This window comes from Aeromicrobium marinum DSM 15272, from assembly GCF_000160775.2.
Lineage (GTDB): Bacteria > Actinomycetota > Actinomycetes > Propionibacteriales > Nocardioidaceae > Aeromicrobium > Aeromicrobium marinum.
In genome coordinates, this window is sequence record NZ_CM001024.1 from 2,076,239 (window position 1) to 2,091,062 (window position 14,824).

General features: G+C 69.4%; 16 protein-coding genes and 1 tRNA gene. 1 reads left to right on the top strand and 16 read right to left on the bottom strand.

The window, feature by feature from the left end; genetic code table 11:
• Window positions 1-5 precede the first annotated feature (5 nt).
• From HMPREF0063_RS10545 to HMPREF0063_RS16245, 16 genes are all read right to left on the bottom strand, one after another.
• On the bottom strand, window positions 6-1,397 hold the full coding sequence (locus HMPREF0063_RS10545; RefSeq protein ID WP_007078655.1) for an MCE family protein: 1,392 nt from the start codon (window positions 1,395-1,397) through the stop codon (window positions 6-8).
• Window positions 1,394-2,575, bottom strand: a complete 1,182-nt coding sequence (locus tag HMPREF0063_RS10550; protein WP_007078656.1) for an MCE family protein — start codon at window positions 2,573-2,575, stop codon at window positions 1,394-1,396. Before HMPREF0063_RS10550 ends, HMPREF0063_RS10545 begins: the two co-directional genes overlap by 4 nt.
• Window positions 2,572-3,552, bottom strand: coding sequence for an MCE family protein (locus tag HMPREF0063_RS10555; RefSeq protein WP_007078657.1), 981 nt, complete (start codon window positions 3,550-3,552; stop codon window positions 2,572-2,574). Before HMPREF0063_RS10555 ends, HMPREF0063_RS10550 begins: the two co-directional genes overlap by 4 nt.
• Complete coding sequence (locus HMPREF0063_RS10560; protein ID WP_007078658.1) at window positions 3,549-4,622, bottom strand: MCE family protein; 1,074 nt, start codon at window positions 4,620-4,622, stop codon at window positions 3,549-3,551. Before HMPREF0063_RS10560 ends, HMPREF0063_RS10555 begins: the two co-directional genes overlap by 4 nt.
• A complete protein-coding gene (locus HMPREF0063_RS10565) occupies window positions 4,609-6,045 on the bottom strand; it encodes an MCE family protein (protein ID WP_083788905.1) in 1,437 nt (478 codons plus the stop codon). The genes HMPREF0063_RS10560 and HMPREF0063_RS10565 overlap by 14 nt, the downstream gene beginning before the upstream one ends.
• 3 nt (window positions 6,046-6,048) lie before the next feature.
• Window positions 6,049-6,927, bottom strand: a complete 879-nt coding sequence (locus tag HMPREF0063_RS10570; protein ID WP_007078660.1) for an MlaE family ABC transporter permease — start codon at window positions 6,925-6,927, stop codon at window positions 6,049-6,051.
• 1 nt (window position 6,928) lies between these two features.
• Entirely contained in the window at window positions 6,929-7,648 is a 720-nt protein-coding gene (locus tag HMPREF0063_RS10575) for an MlaE family ABC transporter permease (protein WP_083788994.1), read from the bottom strand.
• 53 nt (window positions 7,649-7,701) lie between these two features.
• On the bottom strand, window positions 7,702-8,661 hold the full coding sequence (locus HMPREF0063_RS10580; RefSeq protein ID WP_040320241.1) for an ABC transporter ATP-binding protein: 960 nt from the start codon (window positions 8,659-8,661) through the stop codon (window positions 7,702-7,704).
• Window positions 8,662-8,946: 285 nt separating this feature from the next.
• Complete coding sequence (gene rplL, locus HMPREF0063_RS10585; RefSeq protein WP_007078663.1) at window positions 8,947-9,339, bottom strand: 50S ribosomal protein L7/L12; 393 nt, start codon at window positions 9,337-9,339, stop codon at window positions 8,947-8,949.
• Between the two features lie 56 nt (window positions 9,340-9,395).
• Window positions 9,396-10,055, bottom strand: coding sequence for a 50S ribosomal protein L10 (gene rplJ / locus HMPREF0063_RS10590; RefSeq protein WP_007078664.1), 660 nt, complete (start codon window positions 10,053-10,055; stop codon window positions 9,396-9,398).
• A 297-nt stretch (window positions 10,056-10,352) separates the two neighbouring features.
• Window positions 10,353-11,069, bottom strand: coding sequence for a 50S ribosomal protein L1 (gene rplA, locus HMPREF0063_RS10595; RefSeq protein WP_007078665.1), 717 nt, complete (start codon window positions 11,067-11,069; stop codon window positions 10,353-10,355).
• A gap of 112 nt (window positions 11,070-11,181) precedes the next feature.
• The gene (gene rplK, locus HMPREF0063_RS10600) at window positions 11,182-11,610 is read right to left on the bottom strand and encodes a 50S ribosomal protein L11 (RefSeq protein ID WP_007078666.1); all 429 of its coding nucleotides are present in this window, start codon (window positions 11,608-11,610) and stop codon (window positions 11,182-11,184) included.
• Window positions 11,611-11,677: 67 nt separating this feature from the next.
• On the bottom strand, window positions 11,678-12,433 hold the full coding sequence (gene nusG / locus HMPREF0063_RS10605; protein ID WP_007078667.1) for a transcription termination/antitermination protein NusG: 756 nt from the start codon (window positions 12,431-12,433) through the stop codon (window positions 11,678-11,680).
• A 12-nt stretch (window positions 12,434-12,445) separates the two neighbouring features.
• Complete coding sequence (secE, locus tag HMPREF0063_RS10610) at window positions 12,446-12,661, bottom strand: preprotein translocase subunit SecE (RefSeq protein WP_007078668.1); 216 nt, start codon at window positions 12,659-12,661, stop codon at window positions 12,446-12,448.
• Between the two features lie 60 nt (window positions 12,662-12,721).
• Window positions 12,722-12,794, bottom strand: a tRNA-Trp gene (locus HMPREF0063_RS10615).
• A 151-nt stretch (window positions 12,795-12,945) separates the two neighbouring features.
• Complete coding sequence (locus HMPREF0063_RS16245; protein WP_007078669.1) at window positions 12,946-13,629, bottom strand: NINE protein; 684 nt, start codon at window positions 13,627-13,629, stop codon at window positions 12,946-12,948.
• A gap of 133 nt (window positions 13,630-13,762) precedes the next feature.
• On the opposite strand from HMPREF0063_RS16245, the gene HMPREF0063_RS10625 reads away from it, so the two are divergent.
• Window positions 13,763-14,797: an adenosine deaminase gene (locus tag HMPREF0063_RS10625; RefSeq protein WP_007078670.1), complete on the top strand. Its 1,035-nt coding sequence runs from the start codon at window positions 13,763-13,765 to the stop codon at window positions 14,795-14,797.
• Window positions 14,798-14,824: the final 27 nt, after the last annotated feature.

The window sequence follows — 14,824 nt, forward strand, 5'->3', positions numbered from 1 at the left end:
GCTGATCATCGGGCCACCACCGGTCGGGTCAGGAGGTCGGTCAGTCCGGGCTCCCCGGCGGCCGACGATGCGGCCGGCCGGCACTGACCGAAGAGGTTGCACAGCCCCGGCAGTCGGAACGACGGACCCTCCGCGGTCGGGGTGGGCGACGGCGTCGCTGCGCCACCGGTCGGGGCCGGGGCCGTCTCCGGCTCGTCGGTCTGTCCGGCCAGACCCTCGATGAAGGCGACCAGCGGGTTGACCGGCGCGTCTCCCGCGACGGCCGCCCCGGCCGTGTCCTCCCCGGTCAGACCGGGCAGCGGCAGGTCGGCCGGGAGGCCCGGCGCGGCCAGACCCTGCAGGCCCAGCACGTTGAACAGCTGGTCGACGCTGAGGTCGATGTTGGCCACCAGGTTGGTGTAGTCGCCGCCACAGGCCGACGGCGTCTGGCCGAGAGGCTGGTCGTTGCTGCACTGCGCCTGGGCCGAGGCCAGGGAGCCACCGACCGCAGCGTTGGGGAACGGGAACGTGGCGACGGTGCTGAGGGTGTTGACCAGGTCGTCACCGGCCAGGGCCAGGTTGCGCAGGATCGGCTCCAGCGACCGCAGGTTCGCGACGGTGTCGTCACGACTGGTCCGGATGACGTCGGTGGCGGTGTCGCCGAGCGCCGCGAGCGAGGTGGTGAGTCGGACGAGTCCGGCCCGCTGCTCGTCGAGGACCTGCAACGCCTCGGGGAGCTCGTCGAGCGCCCCCTCGATGGCACCGCGCTGGTCGTTGGCGGTGAGGGCCAGGTTGTTGACCTTCTCCAGCGAGGTCAGGATGACGTCCTTGTTGGCGTCGAGCTGACCGATGAACTCCGTCGTGGTCTGCAGCAGCTGCTTGATCTCGGGCTCGTTGCCGTCGAGGGCCGCGCTCAGCTCGCGCACGATCGTGTTGGTCTTCTCGAGGCCGCCACCGTTGAGCAGCAGGGAGGCCGCGCCGAGCACCTCCTCGATCTCGGGGTTGCGTCCGGCCCGCTCCAGCGGGATGGAGTCGCCGGACTCCAGGGCGCCCGTCCCGCCGGTGACCGGCGCAGCCAGCGACACGAACTTCTCGCCCAGCAGGCTGCTCTGACGGATCGTCGCCTCGGCGTTGTCGGGGAGCTCCACGTCGCCGTTGACCAGCACCGTGACCTCCGCCGTCCAGCCCTTCAGCTCGATGTCGGTGACCCGGCCGACGGCCAGGTCGTTGACCCGCACCGCGCTCTGGGGCACGAGGTCCAGGACGTCCCGGAACTCGATGGTCAGCTCGATCGGGTCGTCGCCCACGTCCGCGCCGCCGGGCAGTGGCAGGTCGAGTGCGTCGAAGCCGCACCCGCTGAGCGCGAGCGTGCAGCCCAGGGCCAGCGCCGGGAGGGTCCGCCTGGTGGAGCGCTTCACGGGGTCACCGCCAGCATCTCCGCGACCGACCGGGCCGCAGGGTCGGAGTCCAAGGGGGTGTTGGCCGTGGCGACCCGCGGCAGCAGCGCGTCGATGGGCAGCAGGTCGAGCAGCCCGAGGATCGTGGCACAGGGGCCGTCGCCCTCGGAGTTCTCCCCGAGCAGACCGCACAACAGCTGGGCGGGGTCACCGAGCAGCTCGGTGATCGACAGCGGCAGGTTCACGTGGGTGTCCAGCGTTCCGTACACGCCGTTGTAGGCCAGGGCCACGTTGACCAGGGCGGTGGGGGCGGCCACGGTGATCTCCTCGAACTCGGCCTCTCGGTTCGCCAGCGTCTCGGCGACGACCCTCAGGTTCACGACGTTCTCGCGCAGGGTGCCGCGGTTGTCGCGCACCAGCGACTCCACGTCGATCAGGGCGTCCGACAGGGTCGCCAGGGTGGCGGCCAGGTCGTCGCGTTCGTCGGCCAGCAGGTCGGCGACGCCGGCGGTGGAGTCGTTGAACGCTCGCACCACCTGGTCGTTGCGCTCCAGCAGGGCGACGAACTCCGAGACCTCACGGATGCTGCCGAACAGGTCGTCGGAGTTGTCGGCCAGCGTCGTGCTGAGCCGGCCGAAGTTGCGGATCGTCTCGTTCAGCTGGGCGCCCTGCCCGTCGAGCTGGGCCGCGGTGTCGCTGACCAGCGAGCTCAGGGCCCCGTCACGGTTGGCGCCGTCGGGACCGAGGGCCACCGACAGGTCGTTGAGCGAGGCGTAGATCTCGTCGAGCTCGACCGGCACGGCGGTGTTCTCGATGCCGATCTCGGCACCGTCGGCCAGCACCGCGCCGGACGTGTAGGCCGGGGCCATCTGGACGAAGCGGTCGCCGACGATGGCCGGGGAGACCACCATCGCCTTGACGTCGGCCGGCAGGTCGATGTCGGCGTCGTAGGAGATGGTGGCGCGCACACGGTCACCGCGTGCCTCCAGCTCCTGCACGGTGCCCACCGGCACGCCCAGGATCCGCACGTCGGACCCCTCGTAGAGGCTGATGGCCTGCGGGAAGTCGACCGTGACGGTCTTGTCCGACGTGGACCGGTTGAACACCAGGAAGACCGCGGCGAGCAGGGCCAGCACGACGAAGATCGCGAGGACCCGGCTGAGGCCGGCCAGTCGCTGGGCGAAGGAGACGTCACTCATGGTGCACCCACTGCCGTCAGACCGTCGACGAGATCCGGTGAGATCCCGAGGAAGGTGTCGAACCAGGGGCCGGTGCCGAGCGCCTGGGAGAACAGCCGCAGGAAGGTCGGGTAGACCCTCAGCAGCTCGTCGAGCTCGAACTGGTTCTTCTCCAGCACGTCGGTGACCTGCTGCAGCTTCTCCAGCGCCGGACGCAGGTCCGCACGGGTCTCGTCGACCAGCAGGCTCAGCTCGGTCGAGACCAGCTGGGTCGCGTCGAGCAGGTCGCTGATCGCCTCGCGTCGCTGGGTCACGGCCGTGAACAGGGTCCCGGAGTCACGGAACAGGGTCTCGAGCTCGGTGTTGCGCTCGTTGAGCACGCCCGACACCTGACGCAGGTTGACCAGCAGGGTGTTGATCTCCTGGTCACGGGCCGCCAGGTTGGACGACAGGTCCGAGACACCGGCGATCGCCGCCCGGAACTCCTCGGGCGTCTCCTCGGCCACCTCCGAGAGGGTCTCCAGCGCCGTCGCGACCTGGTCGACGTCCAACGCCGACGTGGTGTCGGACAGCTCGGAGAAGGCCTCGACCACGTCGTACGGGGCGACCGTCCGCGCCAGCGGGATGGTCGCGCCCTGGTCGAGCTGGCCCTCGCCGCTCGGGGTCAGGGCCAGGAAGCTGGCACCGAGCAGGGTGCGGATGCGCACCGCGGCGCCGGTCTGCTCGCCGAACTCGACCGGGTCCGTGATGCGGAACGTGACCCGCACCCGGTTGCCGTCCAGCTCGATGTCGTCGACCGTGCCGACGGTCACCCCGGCGACCCGGACCTCGTTGCCGGCCTTGAGGCCGCCGATCTCGGCGAACTCGGCGTAGTACGTGTCGCCGCCGCCGATGATCGGCAGGCGGTCGGCCCGGAAGGCCGCGACCAGCATCAGGGCGATGACGGCGAACCCGACGACACCGATGATCGTGGGGTTGCGTTCACGGAAGGGCTTCATGAGTCACCTCCCAGCGGGGTGCGACCGCACCGGGCGCCGCCGATCTGCGGGAGGCCGAGGCTCTGCAGGTCGATCACGGTGTCACCGTTGGGGGCCACGACCGACAGGTTGGCGTCGCAGAGGAAGAAGTTGAACTGGCTGCCGAAGGACGCCGAGTTGGCGAGCTTCGTGACCTTGATGGGCAGGATCTGGATCTCCCGTTCCAGCTGACCGAGGTTGTCGCCACGGGTCAACGTCGTCGTGAGGGCGTCGAGCTGCTGGATGTCCGCCACCAGGGCCGGACGTCCTTCGTCGAGCAGACCGGCCGTCTCGGTCGCGAGGTCCGAGATCGAGTCGAGCGAGCCCAGGATGGCGTCGCGGTCGGTGTTCAGTCCGCTCACGAACTGCTGCAGGGTCACGATGGTCTGGCTGAGCTCGGCGTCGCGCTGACCCACGATGTCCAGCGTCGTGCTGAGGTTCACGAGCACGTCGCCGATCAGCTGGTCGCGGTCGGCCAGGGTGGAGGTCAGCGAGGCGGTGCGCGCCAGCAGCGCCGCCACGTTCGAGCCCTCGCCCTGCAGGGTCTGCACCAGCTCGAAGGCCAGCTTGTTGGTGTCGGCCGGCGAGAGCGCCTCGAACACCGGCTTGAACCCGTTGAGCAGCACGTTGAGGTCGAGCGCGTCCTTGGTGCGGTCCTCCGGGATGGTCGAACCCGGCTCCAGCACGCTCGCGTCACCCTCGGCGCCCTGCGACAGCGCCAGGTAGCGCTGGCCCACCAGGTTGCGGAACTTCATGGTGGCGAAGGTGTTGTCGGTCAGAGGGCGGTCGGAGTCGACGCCGAACGTCACGAGGGCGCGGGTGCCGTCGATGACCTCGACCTTCTCGACCCGGCCGACGGCCACACCCGCGATCCGCACGTCGTCGCCCTTGGCGACACCGGTGACGTCGCGGAAGACCGCGCTGTACTCGGTGTCGCTGCGGAACAGTCCGTTCGCGAGGATCGTCATGAGCAGGAACGTGGTGAAACCGGTCACCACGAGGAACGCGACGATCTTGACGAGCGCGGAGAACGCTTCCCTATCGAGCCTCACTGATCCTCACCTCCGATCCACGCAGGGTCGGGCTGACGAGCAGCGAGGCGATGTCGGGCAGGTCGTCGCCGGCACGGTCCATGCTGGCCGCGATGATCCGGTTGAGCGTCGCCCGCTCGGCGGGCGAGTCGATGCCCGCCAGCGACTGGGACGCGACCGCGGTGCGGTTGCTCTCGGCGCGGGCCGCGCTGGCGGCGCCGGCCGCGGTGCCGTCGTTGCCGAAGAACTTGCCGTGCGGGCTCTTGATGCCGAGCAGGTCGTACACCCCGGCGTCGGGGAAGTTGTACGGGTTGCTCTGCGGGAACAGGTCCTCACCCGCGGCGAGCCGGTCGAGCTCGAGGCACGTGGGCGCCACCAGCTCGGCGTTCTCCGGCGAGTTCAGCTCCTCGAAGCTCACGGCCAGTCCTTCGTCGTCGGCGTACTTGGTGGGCACGCTGCCGCGCTCCTCGGCCGGGACCACCGGGGAGATGATCTCGAGGTTGATGTGCACCGCGTTGTCGCGGAAGACGCTGTCCAGCCGCGGCACCGCCACGTCGAGCGCACCCAGGAAGCACGGGAACGTCGCCGAGTAGCGGTCGACGACCTCGAGCGGCCTGCGGCCCTGGTCGTTGAGCTCGATGATGTCCTGGCCGCTGGTCGCGACGAACGCGTTGAGCGTGTCGGCCAGACCGCTGGTGCGGTCGAGGAACGCGGTCAGCTCGCCCTGCTTCTCGACGACCGTGTTGCCCGTGACGACCGTGTTCTCGAGGAACCGTCCGAGGTCGGGCAGGGCCGCGGCGTAGACGTCGGAGACCTGGCCCAGGGCCTGCAGGTCGTCGACCAGCAGCGGGATGTCGGGGTTGACCTGCTGCAGGTAGGCGTTGGCGCTGACCAGCGTCTCGCCCAGCTGCTCGCCGCGGCCGTCCAGCGCCTGCGAGACCGCCGACAGGGTGTACGACAGCTCGGCGGGCTCGACGGCCTCGAAGAGCACGAACAGGTCCTCCAGCACGGCCTCGAGCTCGACCGGCACGACGGCCTTCTCGATCACGTCGCCGGCCTTCAGGGTGCTGCCGGTGTCGACCGCGGGCGGGATGAGCGCGATGTACTTCTCGCCGAAGAGGGTCTTGGGCAGGATCTGCGCCGTGACGCCCGCCGGGATGTCGTCGAGCATCTCGGGCTTGATGCCCAGCGTCATGGTGACGCCGTCGTCGCTCGGGACGATCTCACGCACCTCGCCGACGATCATGCCGCGCAGCTTGACGTCGGCGGCCGTGGGCAGCTGCTGTCCGGTGTTCGGTGCGTTGAGCGTGACCTCCTCGACGTCGACGAAGGTCTTGTTGAAGAAGGCGGCCGTGAGCCACACGAAGAAGATCAGCAGCGCGATGAAGCCGATGCCCAGGACCTTGAGTCCGGAGGGGCGTTCGAGCACAGGGGTACGAGGCATGGGTCACCCGGCCAATCTGACGGTCACCGTGGTGCCCCAGATCGCCATGGAGGCGAGCAGGTCGACCACGTTGATCGCGACGATCGAGGTTCGGACGGCCAGACCGACGGCCACGCCGACGCCGGCCGGGCCTCCGCTGGCGTAGTAGCCGTAGTAGCAGTGGATCAGGATCACCACGACGGCGAAGATCAGCACCTTGGCGAAGGACCAGAGCACGTCGCCCGGCGGCAGGAAGGTCGTGAAGTAGTGGTCGTAGGTGCCAGAGCTCTGCCCGTACACCTGGGTGACGGTGAGGCGGGTGGCGAAGTACGAGGAGAGCAGGCCCACGATGTACAGCGGGATGACCGCGATGAGGCCGGCGATGACGCGGGTGGTGACGAGGAACGGCAGCGACGGGATGGCCATCACCTCGAGGGCGTCGACCTCCTCGCTGATGCGCATGGCGCCGAGCTGCGCGGTGAACCCGCAGCCCACGGTGGCGGCCAGCGCGATGCCGGCCACGATGGGCGCGATCTCGCGGGTGTTGAAGTAGGCCGAGACGAAGCCCGACAGCGCCGAGGTGCCGAGCTGGTCGAGGGCCGCGTAGCCCTGCAGCCCGACCTCGGTGCCGGTGAAGAAGCACATCGCGGCGATGACGCCGACCGTGCCGCCCACGAGCGCGAGCGAGCCCGAGCCGAAGGTGACCTCGGCGAGCAGGCGGAAGATCTCGCGGCTGTAGTTCTTGATCGTCCGCGGGACCGACTTGATGACCCGCAGGTAGAACAGCATCTGCTTGCCGAGGTCGTCGAGCCCGTTGCCGAGCTTGACCGGGGCGGCAGAGGCACGCTGGACCAGGCTCGGTCGGGCGTCCTTCTGCGGGTCCTGCTGGGTGTCCGTCGCCATCTCAGAGCCCCTTCGGTGGGACGAGCTGGATGTACAGCGCCGACACGACGAAGTTGACCGCGAACAGCAGCACGAAGGTGATGACGACCGCCTCGTTGACGGCGTCACCGACGCCCTTCGGGCCGCCCTTGGCGTTCATGCCCTTGTAGGAGGCCACGATCGCCGCGAGGAAACCGAAGATGACGGCCTTGACCATGCCCTGCAGGATGTCGGGCAGCTGGGCCAGGGCGGTGAAGGACGCCAGATAGGCGCCTGGTGTGCCGTCTTGTAACAGGACGTTGAAGACGTAGCCGCCGGCGACACCGACGAAGGTCACCAGGCCGTTGAGGAACACGGCGATCAGCATCACCGCGAGCACCCGCGGCACGACCAGCCGCTGGATCGGGTCGATGCCGAGCACCATCATGGCGTCGAGCTCCTCGCGGATCTTGCGAGCGCCGAAGTCGGCCGCGATCGCCGATCCGGCCGCCCCGGCGATCAGCAGGGCCGTGGCGATGGGGCCGGCGTTGCGGACCACAGCCAGCACGGCGGCCGAACCGGTGAACGACTGCGCGCCGAACTGCTTGATGAGGCCGCCCACCTGCAGCGCGATGACCGCACCGAAGGGGATGGCGACCAGGGCGGTCGGGACGATGGTGACCCGGATGGTGAAGTAGGCCTGGAGCAGGAACTCTCGCATCTGGAACGGTCGCTTGAACAACGCCATGAAGACGTCGAGCATGAACGCGAACAGGCCACCGGCGGCCCGTGCCGGTGCTGCGATCTGGCTGACGCTCACGCCGCCCCGTCAGCGGTGGCAGCCAGCGCCGACTCGAAGGAGCCGGGAGGCGGGACGACGCCGTTCTCGCGGCACCAGTCGCCGGGCTCGCGCTGGGCACGACGCGGACGACCGTCGGACGGCTCGATCTGACGCGGGATGGGCGGCAGCGCGGGCATCTCGATGCCCTGCTCGCTGGCCAGCTCGTCGGCGTCCTTCTCCTCGGACATGCCGATCGGGCCGACCCGCTGGGCGTTGAGGAACTGCGCGACGACCGGCTCCTCGGAGCTCAGCAGCATCTCGCGCGGGCCGAACATCGCCAGGTGCTTGTGGTACAGCAGACCGATGTTGTCCGGCACCGTACGGGCGGTGTTGATGTCGTGGGTCACGATCAGGAACGTCGCGTCGATCTGCGCGTTCAGGTCGATGATCAGCTGGTTCAGGTACGCGGTGCGCACCGGGTCGAGGCCGGAGTCCGGCTCGTCGAACAGGATGATCTCGGGGTCCAGCACCAGCGCACGCGCCAGGCCGGCGCGCTTGCGCATACCGCCGGAGATCTCACCGGGGAGCTTGTTCTCCGCACCGATGAGACCCACGAGCTCCATCTTGTCCATCACGATCTGACGGACCTCGGACTCCGACTTCTTGGTGTGCTCACGCAGCGGGAAGGCGACGTTGTCGTACAGGTCCATCGAGCCGAACATCGCGCCGTCCTGGAACAGCACGCCGAACAGCTTGCGGATCTCGTAGAGCTCCTTCTCCTTGCAGTTCGCGATGTCGGTGCCCTCGATCCAGATGTTGCCCGTGTTGGGCTTCAACAGACCGATCAACGTCTTCAGGAACACCGACTTGCCGGTGCCCGACGGGCCGAGCATCACCGAGATCTCACCGGCCGGGAGCGTCAGCGAGACGTCCTTCCAGATCAGATCCTTGCCGAACGCTTTGGTCAGACCCTCGACCTTGATCTCTACGCCCACGAAGGCCCTCCTCGTTTCCCTGTGCCGGCTCGCGCCGACATCCACACCATCGTAGGTCGTTGTGACGCCAGCCACACGGGACAACGACCGATGCCCCTCAGGGTTACGGCGGCAGGACACCGTGGTGACCTGCCGGTAACCCGCCAGCGCACGGCGACTGTAGCCCACATCACCCTGTGTGACAAAACTCGCGCCGGGCCCCCGAGAGACCCCGGAGACGACGACGGCGCCCGCCCCCTCGCGGGGACGGGCGCCGTTCGACGTACGGCTGGATTCAGCCGATGGTCACTTGAGGGTGACGGTGGCGCCGGCGGCCTCGAGGGCCTCCTTGGCCTTCTCCGCGGCATCCTTGGCGACCTTCTCGAGGACGGCCTTCGGCGCGCCCTCGACGAGGTCCTTGGCCTCCTTCAGGCCCAGGCTCGTGAGTGCACGCACCTCCTTGATGACCTGGATCTTCTTGTCGCCGGCCGACTCCAGGACGACGTCGAACTCGTCCTGCTCGGCAGCCTCGTCAGCGCCACCGGCGGCGCCGCCGGCCGCGGGAGCGGCGGCAACGGCGACCGGAGCGGCAGCCGTGACCTCGAAGGTCTCCTCGAAGGCCTTCACGAACTCGCTGAGCTCGATGAGGGTCAGTTCCTTGAATGCATCCAACAGCTCGTCAGTGCTGAGCTTCGCCATGGTGGCGTCCTTCCTTCTGTGAGACCCCGAGGGGGTCCCGATGGGTGATCGGGCGTTCAGCCCTCGGTGGTCGCGTCGGCGGGAGCCTCGGCGGTGTCGGCCTCGGCGGTCGCCTCGGTCGGGGTGTCGTCAGCAGCTGCCTGCTCGGCCGGGGCGTCGGCCGCGGGGGCCTCGTCCTCGACGGGAGCAGCGGCGGGGGCCTCCTCGGCCAGCTTCGCCTCGAGGGCACCGACGAGTCGGGCCGTCTGGGCGAGCGGGGCGCCGAAGAGCGACGCGGCGTTCTGAAGGTTGCCCTTCATGGCGCCGGCGAGCTTCGCGAGGAGGACCTCGCGCGACTCCAGGTCCGCCAGCTTGCTGATCTCGTCGGCCGAGAGCGTCTTCCCGTCGAGGAAGCCGCCCTTGATGACGAGGGGGGTGTTGGCCTTCGCGAAGTCACGCAGTCCCTTGGCCGCCTCGACCGGATCGCCGTTGATGAAGGCGATGGCGGTCGGACCGGTCAGCAGGGCGTCGTCGATGTCGACGCCTGCCTCCTTGGCCGCGATCTTGGTCAGCGTGTTCTTGGCGACGGCATAGCTCACGGTGTCACCGAGCGTGCGCCGCAGTTCCTGCAGCTGCTTCACGGTGAGACCGCGGTACTCGGTGAGCACGGCGCCACCAGCGGCGCGGAAGTTCTCCGCGAGCTCTGCGACGGCCGCAACCTTGTCCGGGCGTGCCATGGGTCTCCTTCCAGCACAGTGTCGATACCGACGACCGGCGAGGAGACCCACGAAAAAACGTCCCGGTGCAGGCACCAGGACGTCGGCGGCTCGTTCGTGAGAACCAGCCACGGCGTACGTAGCACCTGCGTGGGTCGCCCTGAGGCTCTTCCGGCGATCCGGGAGGATCACCGACCTACGGTCTTCGGCAGGAGCCAGACTACGCGAGCGGCGGCGAGTCACCAAATCGCGACCGCCCCTCCCCCGCGGTGCGGGGAGAGGGGCGGTGCGGGACGTGCCGTACGGGCCGGAGCGGACTCAGGACTCGTCGTCGGCGGTGTAGTTCTTCGTGCGGCTCGGATCGACCGGGACGCCGGGGCCCTGCGAGGTCGACACGGTGATCTTGCGGACGTACCGGCCCTTGGAGCTGGCCGGCTTCAGCCGCAGGACCTCGTCGAGCGCCGCGCCGTAGTTCTCGGCGAGCTGCTCGGCGCCGAACGACGCCTTGCCGATGATGAAGTGCAGGTTCGCGTGCCGGTCGACCCGGAACTCGATCTTGCCGCCCTTGATGTCACCGACCGCCTTGGCGACGTCGGTGGTGACCGTGCCCGTCTTGGGGTTCGGCATCAGGTTGCGCGGACCGAGGACGCGACCGAGCCGGCCGACCTTGCCCATCATGTCGGGGGTCGCGACGACGGCGTCGAAGTCCAGCCACCCGTCGTTGACCTTGTCGACCATGTCGTCGGAACCGACGAAGTCGGCGCCGGCCTCACGGGCGGCGTCGGCGTTGGCGCCGGTGGCGAAGACCAGGACCCGGGAGGTCTTGCCGGTGCCGTGCGGCAGGTTGACGGTGCCGCGCACCATCTGGTCGGCCTTGCGGGGGTCGACGCCGAGCCGCAGGGAGACGTCGACGGTCGAGTCGTACGCCGCGCTCCCGGACTCCTTGGCGAGGGTGACGGCCTGCAGGGGGCTGTAGAACGCGTCCTTGTCGATCTTGTCGGCGACCGAGCGGTACGCCTTGCTGCGCTGTGTCATGACTGGCTTCCTTCTCCAGGTGTGGTGCGGGCCCAGCTGGCCCTCCCACAGGGTGATGTTGCTGGGGTGGTGGTGCTGATGTTGCTGGGGTGGTGGTGCTGGTGGTGCTGTCCTACTCGACCGTGACGCCCATCGAGCGCGCGGTGCCCTCGACGATCTTGGACGCAGCGTCCAGGTCGGTCGCGTTCAGGTCGGGCAGCTTGGTGGTGGCGATCTCGCGGACCTGGTCCTTGGTGATCTTGCCGACCTTGTCCTTGTGCGGCGTCGACGAGCCCTTGGCCAGACCGGCGGCCTTCTTGATCAGCTCGGCGGCCGGCGGGGTCTTGGTGACGAACGTGAACGAACGATCCTCGTAGATCGTGATCTCGACCGGCACCACGTTGCCACGCATGGACTCCGTCGCGGCGTTGTACGCCTTGCAGAACTCCATGATGTTGACGCCGTGCGGGCCGAGCGCGGTGCCGACGGGCGGCGCCGGGTTGGCCATACCGGCCTGCAGCTGCACCTTGACGATGGCTGCAACCTTCTTCTTGGGGGGCATGTTTCGGGTCCTTGACTCGGTGTTTCGGTGGGTACGGAACGGGCTCGGGCTGAACCGGATCGGTGGGTCAGACCTTCTGGATCTGGCTGAAGCTGAGCTCGACCGGGGTCTCGCGGCCGAAGATCTCGACCAACGCCTTGACCCGCTGGGAGTCGACGTTGATCTCGGTGATCGTCGCGTGCAGCGTGGCGAAGGGTCCGTCGACGACCATGACGGAGTCGCCCGCCGAGAAGTCGGCGAACTCGACCTTGGCGGTCTTCGCGGGCTGGCTGTCGGGGGACTCGGCGGCCGCCGTGGCAGCCACCTCGGCCTCCACCGCCGGGGCGAGCATCTGCTCGACCTCGGCGAGACTCAGGGGCACCGGCTGGTGGGCGTTGCCCACGAACCCGGTGACCGACGGCGTGTGGCGGACGACGCCCCACGACTCGTCGGTGAGGTCCATGCGGACCAGGACGTAGCCGGGCAGCACGGTGCGCTTGACCAGCTTGCGCTGCCCGTTCTTGACCTCGGCGACCTCCTCGGTGGGCACGACGACCTCGAAGATGAAGTCCTCGGCGTTGAGCGAGGTGATGCGGTTCTCGAGGTTGGCCTTCACCCGCTTCTCCATGCCGGAGTACGTGTGGATGACGTACCAGTCGCCGAACTGGCTGTAGAGCCGGTCGCGGAACTCCGCCATCGGGTCCGCGGGGGCCTCCTCGGCCGCCTCGTCGGTCTCCGCGTCGTCGGCACCGTCGGCGACGTCGACCTGCCCCTCCGGGGCGGTCTCGTCGGCGGTGTCGACCTCGGGCGCGTCGGCCGTGGTCTCCTCGAAGCTGTCACTCACAGGGATCTGGTCCTAACCGAAGATCTTGAACATGGCCTGGCCGAACACGAAGTCGAGTCCGGCCACGTACGCCATCATGAACATCACGAACACCAGCACGACGAAGAAGTAGGTGACCACCTGCGGGCGGGTGGGCCACACGACCTTGCGCAGCTCCGCGACGACCTGACGCAGGAAGACGACGGGCGCGGTGCGGCTGCCCTGGGTGGTGGTGTCGCGATCGCTCACGATGCTCCTTCGTCGTTGTCAGGTCTTCGCACGAGCTCGTCCTGCTGATGCCGTGCTTCGCACGGCACGAGGGACTTGAACCCCCAACCTTCGGTTTTGGAGACCGATGCTCTGCCAGTTGAGCTAGTGCCGTCCGGGTGGATCGCCGGGCTGCGGCCGCCTGCACGAGGGCATGACGAAACAGCCTGAGATTTCACCGGTCCGGCCAGTGTACGGGGTCGGCACCCGCGCCGTCGAACCGAGTCGACGACGCAGCGCCCGACCCCGGGCCGCAGCGGTGCCGGCTAGCGGACCGCGCCGCGCGACAGCTCGGCGTTGAGCTGCAGGGGCCGACCGTCGGCGTCGACCAGCTTGCCGATCGCGATGAGGATGAAGTCGATGAGCGCCCAGATGCCCAGACCGCCGCAGGTCAGCAGCTTGAGGATGCCGAGCCCGGTGTACCCGAGGTAGAAGCGGTCGACGCCGAGGAAGCCCAGCAGCCACGACAGGATCAGGGCGGCGACGAAGGACTTGTCGCTGACCCCGGCGACCTGGTCGGTCGGGTACTGCGGCGCGGGGGCGTAGGCACCGGCGGACTCGGCTCCGTACGCCGGGTACGCCGCGGTGCCGGACGAGTCGGTCCCGTACGCCGCGGAGCTGTAGGCGGCCTCGGCGTCGTCGGGGACGACGGTGTCGGTCTCCGCCGACGGGCCGCCGGCCGCCGCCTCCGCGGCCGCCGAGGTCTCCGGCTCCGCCGAGGTCACCGGGGCCGACGGGGCCGCCGGGGCGTAGCCGGGAAGGTGCTCGCGCAGACCCTCGACCTGGGTGGCGAGCAACCACCCTCCGTCGCCGGACCGGACGTAGCTCGCCGCCACGACGTTGCCGGACCGGGCGAACCCCTGCATCTGCTCGAGGGTGTAGGGGCCGTGGTCGGTGCCCTGCACGTGCACGTAGTAGCTCGCGGCAGGCTGGTCTGATGCGCTGGTCACAGTGACTCCTCGGATGATCGGGACGAACACCCGACTGTAAGCCACCGACGGCGCCCTCGTCCGCCCCCGACGGCTCGGCGAGGCGCCGCCACGGGCCGGCAGGCGCGCGCCGCCGACCTGATTGGATGAGTCGATGAGGTCGATCGCGCAGCTGCCGAAGGCGCACCTGCACCTGCACTTCACCGGGTCGATGCGGCACACCACCCTGCTCGAGCTGGCCGACCGCGACGGCATCCGCCTCCCACCCGCCCTGGCCGAGGAGTGGCCGCCGCACCTCACCGCGGCCGACGAGAAGGGCTGGTTCAGGTTCCAGCGGCTCTACGACATCGCCCGGTCGGTCCTGCGCACCGAGGACGACGTGCGCCGGCTCGTCCGGGAGGCGGCCGAGGACGACGCGGCGGACGGGTCGGTGTGGACCGAGATCCAGGTCGACCCGTCGGGCTACGCCGCTCGCTTCGGCGGCGTGACGGCCTTCACCGACCTGGTCCTCGACGCCGTCCGCGACGCCTCCGAGCGCACCGGGACCGGCATGGCCGTCGTGATCGCCGCCAACCGCACCCGGCACCCGCTCGACGCTCGGACCCTCGCCCGGCTCGCCGCGCAGTACGCCGGCCGGGGGGTGGTGGGCTTCGGCCTGTCCAACGACGAGCGTCGCGGCGACACCTCCGCGTTCGGGCCGGCCTTCGCGATCGCTCGCCGAGCGGGGCTCGCCCTGGTCCCCCACGGTGGCGAGCTGCGCGGTCCCGACCACGTACGCACCTGCCTGGACCACCTCCACCCGCACCGACTGGGACACGGCGTGCGCGTGCAGGAGGACCCCCGCCTGCTCGACGAGATCGTCGCCTGCGACATCGCGCTGGAGGTCTGCCCGGCCTCCAACGTCGCGCTCGGGGTCTACGCGACCATCGACGAGGTGCCGGTGCGCCCCCTCGTGCAGGCCGGGGCCACCGTCGCCCTGGGCGCCGACGACCCGCTGCTGTTCGGCAGCCGGCTGGCCGGGCAGTACGCGTTGCTGCGCGCGGCCCAGGGGTTCGACGACGCCGAGCTGGCCGAGCTGGCCCGGATGTCGCTGCGGGCGTCACGGGCCCCGGCGGACGTGGTGCGGTCCGCCGAGGCCGGCATCGCCGCCTGGTCGGCGGCCGACGACTCCTCCCCTGTGGCAGGCTGACGAGCGATGTCCGCGCCGCCCCCTCCT

Coding starts and splice junctions, on each gene's coding strand:
- HMPREF0063_RS10550 (WP_007078656.1), bottom strand. CDS start 2,575: ATGAGTGACGTCTCCTTCGCCCAGCGACTGGCCGGCCTCAGCCGGGTC.
- HMPREF0063_RS10555 (WP_007078657.1), bottom strand. CDS start 3,552: ATGAAGCCCTTCCGTGAACGCAACCCCACGATCATCGGTGTCGTCGGG.
- HMPREF0063_RS10565 (WP_083788905.1), bottom strand. CDS start 6,045: ATGCCTCGTACCCCTGTGCTCGAACGCCCCTCCGGACTCAAGGTCCTG.
- HMPREF0063_RS10570 (WP_007078660.1), bottom strand. CDS start 6,927: ATGGCGACGGACACCCAGCAGGACCCGCAGAAGGACGCCCGACCGAGC.
- HMPREF0063_RS10575 (WP_083788994.1), bottom strand. CDS start 7,648: ATGCTCGACGTCTTCATGGCGTTGTTCAAGCGACCGTTCCAGATGCGA.
- rplL (WP_007078663.1), bottom strand. CDS start 9,339: ATGGCGAAGCTCAGCACTGACGAGCTGTTGGATGCATTCAAGGAACTG.
- rplJ (WP_007078664.1), bottom strand. CDS start 10,055: ATGGCACGCCCGGACAAGGTTGCGGCCGTCGCAGAGCTCGCGGAGAAC.
- rplA (WP_007078665.1), bottom strand. CDS start 11,069: ATGACACAGCGCAGCAAGGCGTACCGCTCGGTCGCCGACAAGATCGAC.
- rplK (WP_007078666.1), bottom strand. CDS start 11,610: ATGCCCCCCAAGAAGAAGGTTGCAGCCATCGTCAAGGTGCAGCTGCAG.
- HMPREF0063_RS10625 (WP_007078670.1), top strand. CDS start 13,763: ATGAGGTCGATCGCGCAGCTGCCGAAGGCGCACCTGCACCTGCACTTC.